An 18002-nucleotide genomic window follows, 5' to 3' on the forward strand; every position below is an offset into this window, starting at 1 on the left:
GTGCAACACCCGCCCCCGCGGGCAAAAAACTCGACAAGACGTCACAAGGGCTATCAAGCAGTGCTTAGAGCCTAGTCGACAACCCGCAAGGACGGAGGGTTCAGAACTTAAAAATCGACGGTGTGGCGCATTGGGTCTGTAGGCGCTGCCGAAGGCTGCGATCTTCTGATTTTGAGCTTTACTGAATACTCAATTGAATTTGGAAAGATCGCCGCCTCGCTTCGTGAGGCAGCTCCTACAGCCTCCAGTGGGAGCAAGCTCCCTCGCCACAGAGTCCGGACGCCAGATCAGGGCTGTGCCTATCGCGGCTCGATATGGGCAATCATCAACTGCACCGTTTCCTGACCGCGGAACTCGTTGAGGTCGAGTTTGTAGGCCAGTTCCACCCAACGCACCGTAGGGTTGGGCCAGATCTCGCGGTCGATGCCAAAGGCAATACCATCGAGTTTCACCGAGCCGCACTCGCTCTTGAGGATGACCTTCAGGTGCCGTTCGCCCACCACGCGCTGTTCGACCAACTGGAACACGCCATGAAACATCGGCTCCGGGAAATGCTGGCCCCAGGGACCGGCATGACGCAGCGCCCGAGCCAGCTCCAGGTGGAATTCCTCCACCGCCAAGGTGCCATCCGACAACAGTCGGCCGGTCAGGTCTTCTTCGCGCAACTGCCGGCGCACCTCCGCGTCGAACGCCTCGGCAAACAACGGAAAATTCGCTTCCGGCAGCGTCAGCCCCGCCGCCATGGCGTGACCGCCGTACTTGCTGATCAGGGTGGGATGCTGCGCCGCCACCACGCTCAGCGCATCGCGAATGTGAAAGCCCGGCACCGAGCGCCCCGAGCCCTTGAGCAAACCGTCCCCGGCATCGGCAAAGGCAATGGTCGGCCGGAAATAGCGCTCTTTCATCCGCGAAGCGAGGATGCCGATGACCCCTTGGTGCCACTGCGGATCGAACAGGCACAAACCGAATGGCATCGACTCCACCGGCAGGTCCTTGAGCTGAGCCAGGGCTTCGCGCTGCATGCCCTGCTCGATGGATTTGCGGTCCTGGTTCATGCCGTCCAGTTGCGCCGCCATCTCCCGCGCCAGGGCCGGGTCGTCGGTGAGCAGGCATTCGATGCCCAGGCTCATGTCGTCCAGGCGCCCCGCCGCATTCAGACGTGGCCCGAGGATAAATCCGAGGTCGGTGGAGGTAATCCGCGACGCGTCGCGCTTGGCGACTTCCAGGATCGCCTTGATACCGGGCCGGGCACGCCCGGCGCGAATCCGTTCCAGACCCTGGTGCACCAGGATGCGGTTATTCGCGTCCAGCGGCACCACGTCGGCCACGCTGCCCAGGGCCACCAGGTCGAGCAATTCACCAATGTTCGGCTGAGGTGTACTGGCATACCACCCCAGGCTGCGTAAACGGGCGCGCAGCGCCATCAGCACATAAAAAATGACGCCGACACCGGCCAGGGCCTTGCTCGGAAACTCGCAACCCGGCTGGTTCGGATTGACGATGGCATCGGCAGCCGGCAGTTCGAGGCCGGGCAAGTGGTGGTCGGTGACCAGTACCTGGAGCCCTGCCGCTTTCGCCGCCGCCACACCTTCCACGCTGGAGATGCCGTTATCCACGGTGATCAGCAACTGCGGTTCGCGGGCCAGGGCAACTTCGACGATTTCCGGGGTCAGCCCGTAGCCATATTCGAAGCGATTGGGCACCAGGTAATCGACATGGGCCGCACCGAGCAGGCGCAACCCCAGCATGCCCACGGTGCTGGCGGTCGCGCCATCGGCATCGAAGTCCCCCACGATCAGGATACGCTGGCGCTGCTCCAGCGCCGTCACCAGCAGATCCACCGCGGCCTCGATCCCCTTGAGACGCTGAAAGGGAATCAAGCGCGCCAGGCTCTTGTCCAGTTCAGCCTCTGACTGCACACCACGCGCCGCGTACAGGCGGGTCAACAGGGGCGGCAGGTCACCGAGAAATGGCAGGGTGTCGGGCAGTGGGCGGGGTTCTATGCGCATGGGGAACGGACGTTTCTCTATTTTTTTGTAGGAATCGCAGACTGTGACAAGAGCGCTTGCTCACGCTGGACCCCGTAGGAGCTGCCGAAGGCTGCGATCTTTTGATCTTTCGCGAGACTCAAGCCCCAGGGGAAAGATCGCAGCCTCGCTTCGCTCGGCAGCTCCTACAGGGCCCAGTGGGCTCAACCACGCTCGCCCAGCAACCATTGCAGTTGGACTTCATGCTGGCCACGGTCGTCGGTCACGAAAATCGTGCCCTCGCTGATCATCACGTCCCACTTGATCACCCGGGGCATGTCCTGGGCCAGAGTTTCGAGCACTTCCTGGGGCACGGCGGCGATGTTGACGTTTTTCAGGTTCTTGACCGCCGGGATCACCTTGCCTTCCCAGACCCGCAGGCTGCCGTAGGCCAGCAGGCTGGTGCGCTCGGTCCGGCGCGAGCACCAGGTCAGGCGATCGGCATCCGGCTGACCGACTTCGATCCAGTGCAGCACACGGTCATCCAGGCTTTTTTCCCACAGCGCAGGCTCGTCGACGTCTGACAGACCACGACCAAACGCCAGCAGTTCGTTGTACCAGAACGCGTAGGCCAGCAGGCGCACGGTCATGCGCTCTTCGGTTTCCGAAGGATGGCGGGCGATGGTCTGCTTCACATTCTCATACACATTGCGGTCGAGATCGGTGAGGTTCAGTTCAAACTTGTAAGTCGTGGACGGCTGGGCCATGAACGGGCTTCTTGATACGAGGAAAGGCGGCAAGTCTAACCGATGACACGGACAATCCACGAATTGCCGACCATCAACCTGCGGCGACCAGCCTTGGCCTATGATAAAACGCTCTATTCGTTCTGCCTTTGTCCTACAGGATCTGTCATGTCGATTACTGTCAAACCCCTTGCCGGCGTCAAAGTCATCGAACTCGGCACCTTGATCGCCGGGCCCTTCGCCTCGCGCATCTGCGGCGAATTCGGTGCCGAAGTCATCAAGGTCGAATCGCCCGACGGCGGTGACCCCCTGCGCAAGTGGCGCAAGTTGTACGAAGGCACCTCGCTGTGGTGGTTCGTCCAGGCACGCAACAAGAAGTCCCTGACCTTGAACCTCAAGCATCCCGAAGGCCTGGCGATCCTGAAAAAACTGATCGGCGAAGCCGATATCCTGATCGAGAATTTTCGCCCCGGCGTACTGGAAAAGCTCGGCCTGGGCTGGGATGTCCTGCATGCACTGAACCCGAAACTGGTGATGGTGCGGCTTTCGGGCTTCGGCCAGACCGGGCCGATGAAGGATCAACCGGGGTTTGGCGCGGTGGGCGAATCCATGGGCGGCCTGCGCTACATCACCGGGTTCGAGGACCGTCCGCCGGTACGCACCGGGATTTCCATCGGCGACTCCATCGCCGCCCTCTGGGGCGTGATTGGCGCATTGATGGCCCTGCGTCACCGCGAGATCAATGGCGGAACCGGGCAAGTGGTGGACGTGGCCTTGTACGAGGCAATTTTCGCCATGATGGAAAGCATGGTGCCGGAGTTCGACGTGTTCGGTTTCATCCGTGAGCGCACCGGCAACATCATGCCCGGCATCACCCCTTCGTCCATCCACACCAGCGCCGACGGCAAGCACGTGCAGATTGGTGCCAACGGCGACGCGATCTTCAAGCGCTTCATGCAGATCATTGGCCGTGACGACCTGGCCAATGACCCGCAACTGGCCAGCAACGATGGCCGTGACAGCCGCCGCGACGAGCTGTACGGCGTCATCGATCGCTGGGTCAACTCGCTACCGCTCGACAGCGTTATCGACCAATTGAACCAGGCCGGGGTGCCGGCCAGTCGGATCTTCAGTGCCGAGGACATGTTCAGCGACCCGCAGTTTCTGGCCCGTGAGATGTTCCTGCAGGCCAAGTTGCCGGACGGCAAGGCGTTCAAGATGCCGGGGATCGTACCGAAACTTTCCGACACCCCGGGCACCTCTGAATGGGTCGGGCCGGCGCTGGGTGAACACAATGCACAAGTGCTCGGTGAGCTTGGCTACGATGCACAGCAGATCGCCAAGCTGCGCACCGACGGGGCGATTTGACGCCCTGTAGGGGCCTGTCACCGAAGATCAAACGGTGGGAGCGAGCTTGCTCACGATAGCGTCCGCTCAGTCGACTTGATGTTGACTGACACACCGCAATCGCGAGCAAGCTCGCTCCCACATTAGGATTGGTTTCACCCGGGAGAATCAGGTCGGCTGTCAGGCCGCCTTCGCGAGCAAGCTTTGCTCCCACAGGTCCTGCTCAAACAGATCTGAGGGGTGTACGACCAGGAGAGCCAGGCCGGCTACTAGGCCGCCTCGCGGTGGACGTTGATCTCGGCGCCCCGTTAACCACGCTGGCCGAACGCAGGCATTGCGCAGTGGGCATCCCGGCATGGATGCCGGGATAGCCGCGCTGGGCCATGGATGGCCCTTCGCGGCGGGCCCACGGAGCAATGCCTTCGTTCGGGCATGCCGAGCCTAAGCGAGGCACCGAGTGGTGGGGCAAAGCGTTTTTGGTTACTTTTGGCGCTCTTCCAAAAGTGACCCGCCGTCAGGGCGGAACCCTAAGCCGCCGTTACCGCAGCAATGGATATGTACCGACCGTCAGGCCGCCATCGCGAGCAAGCTTTGCTCCCACAACGGCTCCAGCGCCTGACAGAACACGCTAAAAACACAATCGTCAGGCAAAAAGAAACCCCGAGAAGTGGGGAGACAACTCGGGGTTAAACGTGACCACTCATGGTCCGTACAACAAGCGACAAGCACCGGAGCACAATGCTCGCTCTTGTTGTAAAAGATCTGACTCATCAGAGCGTAGGAAGGTTCCCACGAAAGCCCGGTCCATTCCCCCCGACCATGACCTTGTCACGCGCCAGATTGCGCAACGCCGCAATCACACTGGGCTCCAGGCGGCCCTCGGCAATCAGCACATCGCGATGCAGGCCATCGACCACATCCGTCAACTGACGCTTGTCGGTCAATTGGGCCTGATTGAACACTCGCTCGACCATGATGGCCCCGGAAGCATTCTTCAGCGTCACCAGGCATTCGCCCTTGGCGTCGGAGGGAGTCAGCGTGACCTGATACGGGCTCAAAGCCTCACCCAGCAATAGGCGGATACTTTCCATTCGCTCACCCTTCAATAGTCCGAAAACAACTGCGTGCTCAAAACAAGTGACCGTTGGCCGCAGCAGAAAGTTCGTCAACGCACCGAACCGGCACGCCTTCAACCTGTTCAACCGAGCATGCGCGCCCAATATGACAGGCAAACAACAACCTTCTCTTGATGACTTGATGTGGTGACGGTCGGCATCAGGCCGTGATGTCGCAACGGCGCCACCGACGCCCGGCATCAGTCCAGCCCCCCAGAATGCCGCGCAACTGCCCGTCGGCCCCATAGAAAGGCACCGACCAATGATAGATTTCCCGCAACCCGCTGCGGAACATCAATTGCCGGTTGGCAAACCGAGACTGGCCGGTGCGCAATTGTTCCATCACCTCCCCATGGAGCAACTCGGCGGTGGCCGCCGGAAATGCCGCCGAATCCGTTAGCCGCGTGCCACGCAGCTTTTCGAAGCGGGTCGCAAACCGGTCCTCATAGCTTTTGTTGCACATGATCAGGCGCCCTTCCAGATCTCGGATGAAAACCGGGTCGGGAATGGCATCCATCAAGGCCCGCTGGAGCATCAACTGGTCCTTTAGAACCGCCTCGGCCTTTAGGCGCTGGTCAACCTGTATCTGCAGCCGGCGGTTCCACAACAGGGACAAGAGGCCGAACATCACGACCACGGTCACACACCAATAACCCCAGCGAGACAGCCGCTCCCACACCGATGGCGTCTGTACGGGAGTGATGCCGGCCATCCACTTGGAACGCAGCGCGCGCATGTCCTCGGCCGGGAAGGCTTCCAGGGCTTTATTCAAGATACTCAGTAGCACGGTCAGGTCTTGGCGTACCGCGAGGTAATCGGGTTCCCACTTGCCCTCAAGGCCCCTTCCTACCTGCAATTGCCCCGCCGGATAGAGATGCACCCCGGTTTCATTTTCGATGGTGGCATAGGCTTCCCGGCTCTCGACCAATGCCCGCGCCTCGCCAAAGGTCTTGGTCGTGCGCAATTCGATGGCCGGGTGATCGCGCCTGATCTCCGCCTCCAATGCATGCCGTGCCGGTAATACCAGGACCTTACCCTCCAACTGCTCCAGCGAATGAAGGATCGACTCTCCGTCACGGCCGACGAATACCCAGCCAGAGCCGCCAAATGCGTGACTGAAACTCAGGAAATCCCTGCGTTCGTCATTCATCGCCAAGAGGGTCGTCATGTCGGCTTCGCCGTTCTCCAGCATCGTCAGCAACTCAGCGGGAGAGAACGACTCTCGATGCACGAACTCAAGGCCGGTCATTTGCGTAATGCGTTGGAGGACGTCGTGGTTCAGGCCACTCCACTGCCCCAGCTCATTCTTGAACAGGTACAACGGAAACTGCATCGTGGCCACGATGACCCGGGGGTTCTCCTTGATCCACTTCAATTCCTGCGCATCCAACTCCAGCCGTTCGCCAGGATTGAACGCCGGCGTTTCGAAAGCCGCCAACTGCGCTGCATTCCCCCCCTGCACCCAGTACATCAGGGTCAGCCCCATTAGCCAGCCCAGGGCGGGCTTGCCTTTGCTAAAAAACGACATCTGCATTTCCTTCGAGATGACTCGCCCGTCCCTCCAAGGGCGAAAACCCGATCAGTTTGGCATGCAGAAACAAGAAAGCCCGTCAGGAGACGGGCTTCAAAATGTGACAGGTTTGCGCGGTCAGAGCGGCTTGCCGCGGCTCCCATGCTGACTGACAAAGGCCTGCACGGCTTTCAAGTCGTTGGGCAACACGGTGCAACGCTCATCTCGCTCAAACAAATCAGAAAGATGCGCAGGCAGTTCGAGCGCTTTTCCTACACCGGCTTTCTCCACGGCTTCCGGGAACTTGACCGGATGCGCCGTGCCCAGGATCACCATCGGAATGTCCAGACTGCGACGGCATTCACGGGCGGCCCTGACACCGATGGCCGTGTGCGGATCGAGCAGTTCACCGCTCTGCTCGAACACCTCGGCGATGGTTTCACAGGTCTGCTCATCGTCTACGGCCAGGGAGTCGAACAACTTGCGAGCTTCGGTCCAGCGCTCAGGCTCGACGCTGAAACCGTCGCCCTGGCGGAAGCTGTCCATCAGGCCGGCAATCGTCGCACCATTGCGACCGTGCAGGTCGAACAGCAGGCGTTCGAAGTTCGACGACACCATGATGTCCATCGAAGGCGACAGCGTGGCGTGCAGGGTTTCCTTGACGTACTGGTTGCCGCTCATGAAGCGGTGCAGGATGTCGTTGCGGTTGGTGGCGACGATCAATTGATTGATCGGCAAGCCCATGTTGCGCGCCAGGTAGCCGGCGAAGATATCGCCGAAGTTGCCGGTCGGCACCGAGAACGACACGGAGCGGGCCGGGCCGCCCAATTGCAGGGCCGCATGGAAGTAATAAACGATCTGGGCCATGATCCGCGCCCAGTTGATCGAGTTCACCGCCACCAGCCGCGTGCCCTTGAGGAAGCTCTGGTCGGCGAAACTGGCCTTGACCATTTCCTGGCAGTCATCGAAGTTGCCTTCGATAGCGATGTTGTGGATGTTATCGCCGAAAATCGTCGTCATCTGCCGACGTTGCACTTCCGAGACCCGGTTGTGCGGGTGCAGGATGAAAATGTCGACGTTCTCGCAATGCTTGCAGCCTTCGATGGCCGCCGAACCGGTGTCGCCAGAGGTGGCACCGACGATCACTACACGCTCGCCACGCTTTTGCAGCACGTAGTCCAGCAAGCGACCGAGCAATTGCAGGGCGAAGTCCTTGAACGCCAGGGTGGGGCCGTGGAACAGCTCCATGACCCATTCGTTACCGTTTAGCTGACGCAGTGGTGCGATGGCGTTGTGGGAAAAAACGCCATAGGTCTCTTCCAGGATTTTCTTGAAGTCGGCGTCCGGAATGCTGCCGGTGACGAATGGGCGCATGACCCGGAACGCCAGTTCGTGATACGGCAGGCCGGCCCAGGAAGCGATTTCTTCCTGGGTGAAGCGCGGCAGGTTTTCCGGCACATAGAGACCGCCGTCCGTGGCCAGGCCGGCCAGGAGGACATCTTCGAAATTCAGGGCCGGTGCCTGGCCGCGGGTGCTGATATAGCGCATGGGGCAAACCTTCGGTTTGGGCTTCAAGCGTTGAAGCTGCAAGCGACGCATTCAAAGGCAAGTTTGCCTTCGTTCGCCACCTGCAACTTACCGCTTGCCGCTAAATTAATTCAAATGTTCAACGCGGATACGGACCACCGGGCCAACGACACCCGGGAGCGCTTCCAGCGCCGCAATCGCGTCGTTGATGCGCTGCTCGACCACACGGTGGGTCAGCAGGATCATCGGCACCAGGCCGTCGTGTTCCTCGACTTCCTTCTGCATGATCGACTCGATGTTGATGCCGCGTTCCGAGAGGATACTCGCCACTTGGGCCAGCACACCCGGATGGTCCTTGGCCTGGATGCGCAGGTAGTAGGAGCTTTCGCATGCCTCGATCGGAAGAATCGGGTGAGCCGACAGTGAGTCTGGCTGGAAGGCCAGGTGCGGCACACGGTTTTCCGGGTCCGAGGTCATGGCACGAACCACGTCCACCAGGTCGGCAATCACCGAAGAGGCCGTCGGTTCCATGCCCGCACCGGCGCCGTAGAACAGCGTCGAGCCGGAGGCGTCGCCGTTGACCATCACCGCGTTCATCACGCCGTTGACGTTGGCGATCAGGCGATCGGCCGGGATCAAGGTCGGGTGCACGCGCAGCTCGATGCCGTTGGCGGTGCTGCGCGCCACGCCCAGGTGCTTGATGCGATAGCCCAAGGCTTCGGCGTAGTTCACGTCAGCGGTGGTCAGCTTGGTGATGCCTTCGGTGTAGGCCTTGTCGAACTGCAACGGAATGCCGAACGCAATGGAGGCCAGGATCGTCAGCTTGTGCGCTGCGTCGATGCCTTCCACGTCGAACGTCGGATCAGCCTCTGCGTAGCCCAGGGCCTGGGCTTCGGCGAGCACGTCTTCGAAGGTGCGACCCTTCTCGCGCATCTCGGTGAGGATGAAGTTACCGGTGCCGTTGATGATCCCCGCAACCCAGTTGATGCGGTTGGCCGACAGGCCTTCGCGGATCGCCTTGATCACCGGGATACCACCGGCCACGGCAGCTTCGAAAGCCACGATCACGCCCTTCTCGCGGGCCTTGGCGAAAATTTCATTACCGTGAACAGCGATAAGCGCCTTGTTCGCGGTGACCACATGCTTGCCATTCTCGATGGCCTTGAGTACCAGCTCACGGGCAACGGTGTAGCCGCCGACCAGCTCTATGACGATGTCGATCTCAGGGTTCGTGGCCACTTCGAAGACATCGTTGGTAATCGCAATACCGGTCGTCTGGAACTGAGGCTTTGGCGTGCGCATGGCAATTTGTGCCACTTCGATCCCACGCCCGGCACGACGAGCAATTTCCTCGGCGTTGCGCTGAAGTACGTTGAAGGTGCCGCCACCGACGGTACCTAACCCACAGATGCCTACTTTGACCGGATTCACTCTTGACTCCCCATGAAACGGCCGACGCAAGGTCGGCCGTGAAATACAGCCGCGCAGCAACGCGACTTTGTGTTTAACGGCCCGACGAAGGTTTTCGCCGAGCCGTGATCTTCAGAAGCGGATCGCCGATGATCATTTTGCGCCCAGGGCCAGTTTGGCGACTTGTGGCGCCGGCTGGTAGCCCGGAATCACCTGGCCGTCGGCCAAAACGATGGCCGGCGTGCCGTTCACACCAATGGACTGGCCAAGGGCGAACTGCTTGGAAACCGGGTTCTCGCACTTGGCGGCCTTGATTTCCTTGCCATCGACCATCTTGTCCATGGCCGCTTTCTTGTCCTTGGAGCACCAGACCGCCTGCAACTGCTCATCGCCCGGCGAGCCCAGGCCTTGGCGCGGGAACGCAACATAGCGCACTTCGATGCCACGCTTGTTCAGCTCCGGCACTTCGGCATGCAGCTTGTGGCAATACGGGCAGGTGGTGTCGGTGAACACGGTGATGTGGGACTTGGTTTCACCAATCGCCGGATAGACCACGGTTTCAGCGACTGGAATGCCGTTGATCAACTTGGAAATGCCCTGGCGCTCGGTCATCTCGGTGAGATTGACCGGCTTGCCGCCCTTGAGCTCGAACAGGTTGCCCTGGACGATGTATTGACCGTCGGCGCTGGCGTAGAGCACGCGGCTACCCTTGAGCTTGACCTCATACAGGCCGGCCATGGGACTGGCCGAGATGGTTTCGATCGGCACTTCGAGCTGAAGGTTTTCCAGGCTCTTGCGGATAGCCTTGTCGGCCGCGTCGTCGGCGATGGCAAAGGTACTGGCCAACGCAATGGCGGCGGCGGTGAATATCTGGATCAAACGCATGGGGACTCCTGAGGCGAACAAATGAGACGGGAAACGCCGACCCGCAGATTCGGGTTCCAACCGCCCACTGTGCAAACTGACAGAGCCTACCACATAAGGTCTGCGTGACCGAATGCCGCTGACGCACGACAACACACAACGAACAGTTATCAAAATCCTGTGGCGAGGGAGCTTGCTCCCGCTCGGCTGCGCAGCAGCCGCAAATGGAACTCTCTTTTTTGGAAAGCAGTGGCGTCTGTAACAGGGGCGCTTCGCGCCCAGCGGGAGCAAGCTCCCTCGCCACAAAAACGGAGCACCGTTCAGCCCCGCGGATGATGCTTGGCATGCAAGTCCTGCAACCGCGCCCGGGCGACGTGGGTGTAGATCTGGGTGGTGGACAGGTCGCTGTGGCCGAGCAGCATCTGCACCACCCACCTGGTTTTGCAATGCTGGATAACAGATGACGTGAACGGCCACCCGGTCTGACGACAACCCTGGGCTCCCACACGGCCATAAGGCCGCTCCCCAAATAAGGATCGTCGTGCATCGAGTTCTCATCGAAGCGCGGGGCCTATACCCCCTCTCAGACGCCGGATAGATGAAAGCAAGCCAAACACGCATCAAGAACAGCGTTGCAGAAAAGGGGGTAACCATAGATATGGGAGCTGAGCTGCTCGCGATGGCGGTGGGTCAGCCGCCGCTGTAGGCCGATTCCGCAAGCGGCGTCAGACTCATCTAATTAAGGCGCCCATGGAAATACTTGTTCTCTATTCCCCTAACATTTACGCGAGGCCAAAAAGACAAGGAACGCCAAAATGCAGGAAAAGGATCTAGCGACCGCAATCATGCAGAGCACTTTCGAACTCAAGCGCGAAGGCATTGATTTGGGGCCTCATACGCGCATCGCATTTGACATCAACAGTTCATTGACGAGCTGCCCCGCCGTGATGTTGTTGCCAACGCCTATCGGGACAATTTCTGCACGCAACTACGAGGTTTTCGAATCTTTCAGTACTGTACAACGGACTCCCGACACTACTATCGAAAATCTCTGGAAATGCACTCAGGATCATTATGGCCTGACGGCCGCAACAGCTTTAACGGCAGCTGCCGGGATACCTATCAGTAAGGTATCGGTGGGAGCCTGGACTCATGTCGGCGCCAGTAAAACGACGAACTTGGCGAGCTATATCGGTTGGAGATTTTTCCCACGGACCTTGATCAGGCAACCTGCCGCGGCTCGAGTGGCAAAGGCGACGTTCGGTACTGTACGTGTTTTCGGCATTATTGGACGAGGCATCCCGTTTGTCGCTGCGGGCCTGGCAGTCTTTGATCTGGTCAGTATCGGCCTATGTGCCTACGAGGCAAAAAATGGAAAATAACCAAAGTCGGGAAGTACTCACCAAGAGAGTCATCCAGTTGTTCGTCGAAACAATCGGTTTTATCGACTCGGCGCAAATGACAGAGCAGACCGATTTCATTCATGACTTCAAGATCATCGATGACGACCTGGCTTGCTTTGTCATGCAAGTGGAATGGCAGTTCGAGTTGCGATCCTCGCAGGAAGATTGGAATTCCATAACAACAATTGGACAAATCGTCGACTTGATACTCCGTCAATCCAACAACCTGGAATCCTGATTACTTGGGCAATGCTTGGCGTGATCCTGCACCACGCCCGGGCGACAAGGGGTGTACATCCCTCACATGCGTTCCAGGTGCTCGCCGATTTTGCGCCCACCACAAATTCCCCGTGGAGCTGAGCTTGCTCGCGATGGCGGTGGGTCAGCCTGCATTGATGCTGAAGATACCGCTGTCATCACGAGCAAGCACGCTCCCACATGGAGATCTTGAAGCACTCATCAATCAGAGGCTCACCCTGAGGATTTCTTCAGCCCCGCGGATGATGCTTGGCATGCAGGTCCTGCAACCGCGCCCGGGCGACGTGGGTGTAGATCTGGGTGGTGGACAGGTCGCTGTGGCCGAGCAACATCTGCACCACCCGCAAGTCGGCGCCGTGGTTGAGCAGGTGTGTGGCGAAGGCATGGCGCAAAGTGTGGGGCGAGAGGGATTTGTTGATCCCGGCCACCTTGGCCTGGTGCTTGATGCGGTGCCAGAAGGTCTGGCGGGTCATCTGCTCGCCGCGCAGGCTGGGGAACAACACGTCGCTGGGGCGCCCGCCCAGCAGTTCATGGCGGGCATCGCGCATGTAGCGCTCGACCCAGACGATGGCCTCTTCACCCATCGGCACCAGGCGCTCCTTGCTGCCTTTACCCATCACCCGCAGCACGCCCTGGCGCAAGTTGACCTGCTCCAGCGTCAAGCTGATCAACTCGGTGACACGCAGGCCGCAGGCGTACAAGACCTCCAGCATCGCCCGGTCGCGCTGGCCGATGGCTTCGCTGAGGTCGGGTGCCGCCAGCAGCGCCTCCACATCGGCTTCCGAGAGGGACTTGGGCAATGGCCGCCCCAATTGCGGCATTTCCACGCGCAAGGTCGGGTCCACCGCAATCAGCTTTTCCCGGAGCAAATAGCGATAGAACCCACGCAAGCCAGAGAGAAACCGCGCGGTCGAGCGCGGTTTGTAGTTCTGCTCCAGACGCCACGCCAAGTGATCGAGGATCAATTCCCGGCCGGCGTTGATCAGTTCCAGGTGGTTTTCCTGCAACCAACCGTTGAACAGCGCCAGGTCACTGCGATAGGCGTCGCGGGTGTTATCGGACAGGCCCTTCTCCAGCCAGAGGACGTCAAGAAACTGGTCTATCAGCGGATGATCAATGGCTGGCATAAAAACTCTTGAAGGATGCGGGCACACACGGCATCGAAATGGCAAATGAAGCTATGCAGGGTGCTCAAAGAGCAAATCGCAGGCAACAAAAAAGCAGCCCGCAGGCTGCTTTTTTTGCATCGGAAGCTGGACTTAAGCCAGTTTTTCCTTGATGCGAGCTGCTTTACCCGACAGGTCACGCAGGTAGTACAGCTTGGCTTTACGCACGTCACCGCGACGCTTGACAGCCATGCTGTCGATTTGCGGGCTGTAGGTCTGGAAAGTACGCTCTACGCCGACACCGTTGGAGATTTTACGAACGGTGAATGCACTGTTCACGCCACGGTTACGCTTGGCGATAACGACGCCTTCGAACGCTTGCAGACGGGAACGATCGCCTTCCTTCACTTTCACCTGAACGACAATGGTGTCGCCTGGGGCAAAGGTAGGGATTTCTTTGGTCATCTGCTCTGCTTCGAGTGCAAGGATGATTTTGTTAGTCATGCTGTGCTCCTAAGGCAAGTCGTCGGACTTACCATCGATACGTTGTTAACTATCGTCCCGCTCGCGGATGTATTCCTCGAGCAGCTTCTTCTCTTCTCCAGAAAGCGAGCGGCTTTCCAGAAGATCGGCGCGTCGTTCATAGGTCCGACCAAGGGACTGCTGTAAACGCCAACGCCGGATGTGCGCGTGATTGCCACTTAGCAACACGTCGGGAACACGCTGATCCGCATACACCTCCGGTCGGGTGTAGTGCGGGCAATCCAGCAGACCATCCGTAAAGGAATCTTCCTCAGCGGAATCTGCATGCCCTAAAGCTCCAGGCAGCAGCCGTGTAACCGCATCGATCAGGACCATCGCCGGCAGCTCGCCGCCAGACAGTACATAGTCGCCAATCGACCACTCTTCATCGACATGAGCTTCAATGAAACGCTCGTCAATGCCTTCATAACGGCCGGCAATCAGGATCAATGCATCCGAATTCGCCAGCTCGCGTACCGCCGACTGAGTCAGTTGGCGGCCTTGGGGCGACAGGTAGATCACCTTCGCACCCTCCCCGGCTGCCGTCCTGGCCTGAACCAGCGCATCTTCCAGGGGTTTGATCTTCATCACCATACCCGGACCACCGCCAAACGGGCGATCGTCCACAGTGTGATGTCGATCCGTGGTGTAGTCCCGCGGATTCCAACAGGTGAGCTGCAACAGCTCCTGTTTCACCGCGCGGCTGGTTATGCCGTACTCGCTGATGGCGGAAAACATCTCGGGAAACAATGTGATGACTTCAACGCGCAAATTAGCCACGTTTAGAAATCCGCATCCCATTCCACCTTCATCTCGCCTGCGGCAAGGTCGACGGCCAACACGCATTGCTCGGTATAGGGCAACAGGCGTTCGCGATCATCCAGGCTGCCAACGCAAGGCTTGACCACCATGACATCGTTCGAACCGGTCTCGAGCAGGTGATCGATTTTCCCGAGCAATTGCCCGAGGTGGTCGATGACCTTCAGACCCACCAGCTGGTACCAGTAGTACTCGCCGTCGGTCAGTTCAGGGAACAGGTTGCGCGGCACGCAGATCTCATAACCGGCCAGAAGACGTGCTTCTTCACGATCATCGAGACCCTTGAGCTTTGCGACCAGGAACTTGTCGTTCCCGCGTCCGCTGACCAGCTCCACCTGTTTCACGCTACCTTCGCGCTTGAGCGTCCAGGTTTTGTAGTCCAACAGGTTCTTGATCGGATCAGTAAAGGAATACACCTTCACTTCGCCGCGAACGCCATGTACAGAGTAGATTTTGCCGATAACGATCAAATCATCAGCATCTTTTGGCGTCGCGTTCATATTGCTCAGGCCGCAGCCTTAGCCGATTCCTTCAACAACTGAGCAACGCGCTCAGAAGGTTGTGCACCAACGCTCAGCCAGTAGGCTACGCGCTCTTGGTTCACGGACAGACGAACTTCCTGACCACGGGCAACAGGGTTGAAGAAACCAACCTGTTCCTTGTGGGAACCGTCACGCGGGTTGCGGCTGTCGGTTACGGTCAGGTGGTAAAACGGGCGCTTTTTGGAGCCGCCAAGGGCAAGACGGATTGTTAGCATGTGAACATCGTTCCTGTAGTCGGTGCTGCAAATCTAAATGCACAGCGGGCATAGGTGCCCGAAAGGCCGCATATTCTAAGGAATATCCGGACTTTTGCAAATGTCTTTTTCCGGCGCCTGGCGCCATGCGATCAAGATTTGCCGTAGAGCCGTCATGAAAAACGGCAAGTCAGCTCCCGCTTAGCGCGGGTTTGCTGGAGATCCCCGCATCCGTGCGGGGCAACGCCGACATGACAGCCGGCGCAGATTCTTTACATTTTCGGCATGCCGCCGCCGGGCAACATACCGCCCATGCCGCGCATCATCTTGGCCATTCCGCCCTTGGCGGAGAATTTCTTCATCATTTTCTGCATCTGCTTGTGCTGCTTGATCAAGCGACCGATGTCCTGCACCTGGGTGCCGGAGCCCATGGCGATACGGCGTTTGCGCGAACCACTGATCAACTCAGGGTCGCGACGCTCGGCCGGGGTCATGGAGTTGATGATGGCTTCCATCTGCTTGAACTGCTTTTCAGCCGCGCCTTGGGCATTGCCCATCTGCGCCAGGTTCACGCCACCCATGTTCGGCAGTTTGTCCATGAGGCCGCCAAGGCCGCCCATGTTCTTCATTTGTTGCAGTTGGTCGCGGAAGTCTTCGAGGTCGAAGCCCTTGCCCTTCTTCAGTTTTTTGGCCAGTTTGTCGGCCTTGTCCTTGTCGAGGGTCTGTTCGGCCTGCTCGATCAGGCTGAGTACGTCGCCCATACCGAGGATGCGCGAAGCGATACGCTCAGGGTGGAACGGTTCGAGCGCCTCGCTCTTCTCGCCCATACCGATGAACTTGATCGGCTTGCCGGTGATGGCGCGTACCGACAACGCGGCACCGCCACGGGCATCACCGTCGACCTTGGTCAGGACCACGCCAGTCAACGGCAGCGCATCACCGAACGCCTTGGCGGTGTTGGCCGCATCCTGGCCGGTCATGGCATCGACCACGAACAGGGTTTCCACCGGGTTGATCGCGGCATGCAGCGCCTTGATCTCGCCCATCATCTCTTCATCGATGTGCAGGCGACCGGCGGTATCGACGATGACCACGTCGATGAATTTCAGTTTTGCTTCTTTAATAGCCGCTTGGGCGATGTCCACCGGCTTCTGGCTCAGGTCGGACGGGAAGAACGTCACGCCGATGTCGCTGGCCAGGGTTTCCAGTTGCTTGATCGCTGCCGGACGGTAGATGTCCGCCGACACCACCATCACCGACTTCTTCTTGCGCTCTTTAAGGAAGCGCGCCAGCTTGCCGGCCGTCGTGGTCTTGCCCGCGCCCTGCAGACCAGCCATCAGCACCACCGCTGGCGGTACGGCGCTCAGGTTCAGGTCTTCGTTGGCGGCCCCCATCAGGCTTTCGAGTTCGGCCTGGACGATCTTCACGAACGCCTGGCCCGGTGTCAGGCTGCGCGACACCTCGGTGCCGACGGCACGTTCCTTGACCGAATTGACGAAGTCCTTGACCACCGGCAGGGCGACGTCGGCTTCAAGCAACGCCATGCGCACTTCGCGCAGGGTGTCTTTGATGTTGTCCTCGGTCAGTTTCGCCTTGCCGGTGACATGGCGCAGCGTCTGCGAGAGACGGTCGGTTAGGTTTTCAAACATGCGCGATCCTTTCAGGCCCAGATGAGACCGGGATAATGGCGGCCCAGACCGTGAAAAATGTGCTCGGCGAGCCTGCGGCGTGGGCAGGTCGCGGATTATAGCGAAGAAGCGGGCGACGTACACCTTACTGTCAGTTGCTGTGGTCTTTCGTGCGGAGGGGGTTCTATGCCAAACTCAGCGCCTTTCGGGCTTGCCTAACAGGATTTATGCTCCCCTTGTCACCCAGCTTGCTTGCCACCCTCGCCGCCGCTTGCCTTTATGCCGCTGCGACCCTCTATCAAGGCACCCGCCTGGCCACCGGCGCCAAGGCGAACAAACGCCTGCTGGTCACGCTTGGCGTGCTGGCGGTGCTCGGCCACGCGGCCAGCCTTTATACCCACCTGATGACGCCGATCGGCCTGGGCCTGGACTTCTTCAACGCTGCCAGCCTGATCGCCGTCGCCGTGATCGCCCTGACGCTGCTGGCCTGCTCGCGCATCCCGGTGGAAAACCTGCTGGTGCTGCTGTTCCCGCTGGGACTGACCACGGTGCTGCTGGCACAGTTCGCGCCGTCGGGTACAGTGCAGGTCATCGACGAAGAGCCGGGCATCCTTGCCCACATCCTGTTGTCGGTCCTCGCCTATGGCCTGTTCACCATCGCTGTGTTCCAGGCCTTGCTGGTGCTGGTGCAGGACCACCAACTCAAAAACAAGCACCCGTCCGGGCTGATCCGCAACTTCCCGCCATTGCAAACCATGGAAAGCCTGCTGTTCGGTTTCCTCTGGGCTGGCTGGAGCCTGCTGTCGCTGTCGCTGATCTCCGGCTGGTTGTTCGTCGAAAATCTGTTCGCCCAGCACCTGGTGCACAAGACCCTGCTCGCCTGCCTGGCATGGATCGTCTTCAGCGTGCTGCTGTGGGGCCGCAACCGCCTTGGCTGGCGCGGCCACAAAGCGATTCGCTGGACCCTGGCCGGTTTCTGCCTGCTGATGCTCGCGTACTTCGGCAGCAAGCTGGTCCGCGAATACATCCTGCATGTGTGACGGA

The 18002-nt window shown here is 59.5% G+C and carries 17 protein-coding genes and 1 pseudogene; 4 read left to right on the forward strand and 14 right to left on the reverse strand.

The window, feature by feature from the left end; all coding sequences use genetic code 11:
* Nucleotides 1-299: 299 nt before the first annotated feature.
* Both recJ and AACY31_RS04335 read right to left on the reverse strand, forming a co-directional pair.
* Nucleotides 300-2009 carry a single-stranded-DNA-specific exonuclease RecJ gene (gene recJ, locus AACY31_RS04330; RefSeq protein ID WP_339476432.1) on the reverse strand — a complete coding sequence of 570 codons (1710 nt, stop codon included), beginning with the start codon at nt 2007-2009 and terminating at the stop codon, nt 300-302.
* 182 nt (nt 2010-2191) lie between these two features.
* Complete coding sequence (locus AACY31_RS04335) at nt 2192-2734, reverse strand: YaeQ family protein (RefSeq protein WP_003198109.1); 543 nt, start codon at nt 2732-2734, stop codon at nt 2192-2194.
* Between the two features lie 147 nt (nt 2735-2881).
* Here AACY31_RS04335 and AACY31_RS04340 point away from each other — a divergent pair, with 147 nt between their 5' ends.
* Nucleotides 2882-4081, forward strand: coding sequence for a CaiB/BaiF CoA transferase family protein (locus AACY31_RS04340; protein ID WP_339492246.1), 1200 nt, complete (start codon nt 2882-2884; stop codon nt 4079-4081).
* Nucleotides 4082-4830: 749 nt separating this feature from the next.
* Here the strand turns inward: AACY31_RS04340 and AACY31_RS04345 are convergent.
* From AACY31_RS04345 to AACY31_RS04370, 6 genes and pseudogenes are all read right to left on the reverse strand, one after another.
* Nucleotides 4831-5151: a DUF3509 domain-containing protein gene (locus AACY31_RS04345; protein WP_339476439.1), complete on the reverse strand. Its 321-nt coding sequence runs from the start codon at nt 5149-5151 to the stop codon at nt 4831-4833.
* A 184-nt stretch (nt 5152-5335) separates the two neighbouring features.
* The gene (locus tag AACY31_RS04350) at nt 5336-6703 is read right to left on the reverse strand and encodes a transporter substrate-binding domain-containing protein (RefSeq protein ID WP_339476442.1); all 1368 of its coding nucleotides are present in this window, start codon (nt 6701-6703) and stop codon (nt 5336-5338) included.
* A 120-nt stretch (nt 6704-6823) separates the two neighbouring features.
* Entirely contained in the window at nt 6824-8233 is a 1410-nt protein-coding gene (gene thrC, locus AACY31_RS04355; protein ID WP_339476445.1) for a threonine synthase, read from the reverse strand.
* A 105-nt stretch (nt 8234-8338) separates the two neighbouring features.
* Nucleotides 8339-9643: a homoserine dehydrogenase gene (locus AACY31_RS04360; RefSeq protein ID WP_339476448.1), complete on the reverse strand. Its 1305-nt coding sequence runs from the start codon at nt 9641-9643 to the stop codon at nt 8339-8341.
* Nucleotides 9644-9775: 132 nt separating this feature from the next.
* A complete protein-coding gene (dsbC, locus tag AACY31_RS04365) occupies nt 9776-10507 on the reverse strand; it encodes a bifunctional protein-disulfide isomerase/oxidoreductase DsbC (protein ID WP_339476451.1) in 732 nt (243 codons plus the stop codon).
* A 299-nt stretch (nt 10508-10806) separates the two neighbouring features.
* Nucleotides 10807-10920 (reverse strand): annotated as a pseudogene (locus AACY31_RS04370) (site-specific tyrosine recombinase XerD); the annotation flags it as partial.
* Between the two features lie 381 nt (nt 10921-11301).
* On the opposite strand from AACY31_RS04370, the gene AACY31_RS04375 reads away from it, so the two are divergent.
* Together AACY31_RS04375 and AACY31_RS04380 are read left to right on the forward strand one after the other, a co-directional pair.
* On the forward strand, nt 11302-11868 hold the full coding sequence (locus AACY31_RS04375) for a hypothetical protein (RefSeq protein ID WP_339476454.1): 567 nt from the start codon (nt 11302-11304) through the stop codon (nt 11866-11868).
* The gene (locus AACY31_RS04380) at nt 11858-12127 is read left to right on the forward strand and encodes an acyl carrier protein (protein ID WP_339476457.1); all 270 of its coding nucleotides are present in this window, start codon (nt 11858-11860) and stop codon (nt 12125-12127) included. Before AACY31_RS04375 ends, AACY31_RS04380 begins: the two co-directional genes overlap by 11 nt.
* A 250-nt stretch (nt 12128-12377) precedes the next feature.
* Here AACY31_RS04380 and xerD read toward each other — a convergent pair whose 3' ends face one another.
* The 6 genes from xerD to ffh all read right to left on the reverse strand — a co-directional run bounded on the left by xerD (nt 12378) and on the right by ffh (nt 16979).
* Nucleotides 12378-13274, reverse strand: coding sequence for a site-specific tyrosine recombinase XerD (gene xerD / locus AACY31_RS04385; protein WP_339492908.1), 897 nt, complete (start codon nt 13272-13274; stop codon nt 12378-12380).
* Nucleotides 13275-13406: 132 nt separating this feature from the next.
* Nucleotides 13407-13757 carry a 50S ribosomal protein L19 gene (rplS, locus tag AACY31_RS04390; protein WP_003175895.1) on the reverse strand — a complete coding sequence of 117 codons (351 nt, stop codon included), beginning with the start codon at nt 13755-13757 and terminating at the stop codon, nt 13407-13409.
* A 45-nt stretch (nt 13758-13802) separates the two neighbouring features.
* A complete protein-coding gene (gene trmD, locus AACY31_RS04395; protein WP_170845966.1) occupies nt 13803-14576 on the reverse strand; it encodes a tRNA (guanosine(37)-N1)-methyltransferase TrmD in 774 nt (257 codons plus the stop codon).
* A complete protein-coding gene (gene rimM, locus AACY31_RS04400; RefSeq protein WP_339483384.1) occupies nt 14558-15094 on the reverse strand; it encodes a ribosome maturation factor RimM in 537 nt (178 codons plus the stop codon). The genes trmD and rimM overlap by 19 nt, the downstream gene beginning before the upstream one ends.
* A 5-nt stretch (nt 15095-15099) precedes the next feature.
* Entirely contained in the window at nt 15100-15351 is a 252-nt protein-coding gene (rpsP, locus tag AACY31_RS04405) for a 30S ribosomal protein S16 (RefSeq protein WP_003198088.1), read from the reverse strand.
* Between the two features lie 251 nt (nt 15352-15602).
* Entirely contained in the window at nt 15603-16979 is a 1377-nt protein-coding gene (ffh, locus tag AACY31_RS04410; protein ID WP_339483383.1) for a signal recognition particle protein, read from the reverse strand.
* A gap of 206 nt (nt 16980-17185) precedes the next feature.
* On the opposite strand from ffh, the gene AACY31_RS04415 reads away from it, so the two are divergent.
* Entirely contained in the window at nt 17186-17998 is an 813-nt protein-coding gene (locus AACY31_RS04415) for a cytochrome C assembly family protein (protein WP_339483382.1), read from the forward strand.
* The last annotated feature ends 4 nt before the right edge of the window (nt 17999-18002 follow it).

It is taken from the genome of Pseudomonas sp. RL_105y_Pfl2_101 (assembly GCF_963970585.1).
Taxonomy (GTDB): Bacteria; Pseudomonadota; Gammaproteobacteria; order Pseudomonadales; family Pseudomonadaceae; genus Aquipseudomonas.

Bases quoted from the DNA above. Each gene is read 5' to 3' on its own strand.
- recJ (WP_339476432.1), bottom strand. From the start codon at position 2,009: ATGCGCATAGAACCCCGCCCACTGCCCGACACCCTGCCATTTCTCGGT.
- trmD (WP_170845966.1), bottom strand. From the start codon at position 14,576: ATGGGATGCGGATTTCTAAACGTGGCTAATTTGCGCGTTGAAGTCATC.
- AACY31_RS04415 (WP_339483382.1), top strand. From the start codon at position 17,186: ATGCTCCCCTTGTCACCCAGCTTGCTTGCCACCCTCGCCGCCGCTTGC.
- AACY31_RS04345 (WP_339476439.1), bottom strand. From the start codon at position 5,151: ATGGAAAGTATCCGCCTATTGCTGGGTGAGGCTTTGAGCCCGTATCAG.
- rplS (WP_003175895.1), bottom strand. From the start codon at position 13,757: ATGACTAACAAAATCATCCTTGCACTCGAAGCAGAGCAGATGACCAAA.
- AACY31_RS04340 (WP_339492246.1), top strand. From the start codon at position 2,882: ATGTCGATTACTGTCAAACCCCTTGCCGGCGTCAAAGTCATCGAACTC.
- AACY31_RS04335 (WP_003198109.1), bottom strand. From the start codon at position 2,734: ATGGCCCAGCCGTCCACGACTTACAAGTTTGAACTGAACCTCACCGAT.
- AACY31_RS04350 (WP_339476442.1), bottom strand. From the start codon at position 6,703: ATGTCGTTTTTTAGCAAAGGCAAGCCCGCCCTGGGCTGGCTAATGGGG.
- ffh (WP_339483383.1), bottom strand. From the start codon at position 16,979: ATGTTTGAAAACCTAACCGACCGTCTCTCGCAGACGCTGCGCCATGTC.
- rimM (WP_339483384.1), bottom strand. From the start codon at position 15,094: ATGAACGCGACGCCAAAAGATGCTGATGATTTGATCGTTATCGGCAAA.
- xerD (WP_339492908.1), bottom strand. From the start codon at position 13,274: ATGCCAGCCATTGATCATCCGCTGATAGACCAGTTTCTTGACGTCCTC.
- thrC (WP_339476445.1), bottom strand. From the start codon at position 8,233: ATGCGCTATATCAGCACCCGCGGCCAGGCACCGGCCCTGAATTTCGAA.
- rpsP (WP_003198088.1), bottom strand. From the start codon at position 15,351: ATGCTAACAATCCGTCTTGCCCTTGGCGGCTCCAAAAAGCGCCCGTTT.
- AACY31_RS04375 (WP_339476454.1), top strand. From the start codon at position 11,302: ATGCAGGAAAAGGATCTAGCGACCGCAATCATGCAGAGCACTTTCGAA.
- dsbC (WP_339476451.1), bottom strand. From the start codon at position 10,507: ATGCGTTTGATCCAGATATTCACCGCCGCCGCCATTGCGTTGGCCAGT.
- AACY31_RS04380 (WP_339476457.1), top strand. From the start codon at position 11,858: ATGGAAAATAACCAAAGTCGGGAAGTACTCACCAAGAGAGTCATCCAG.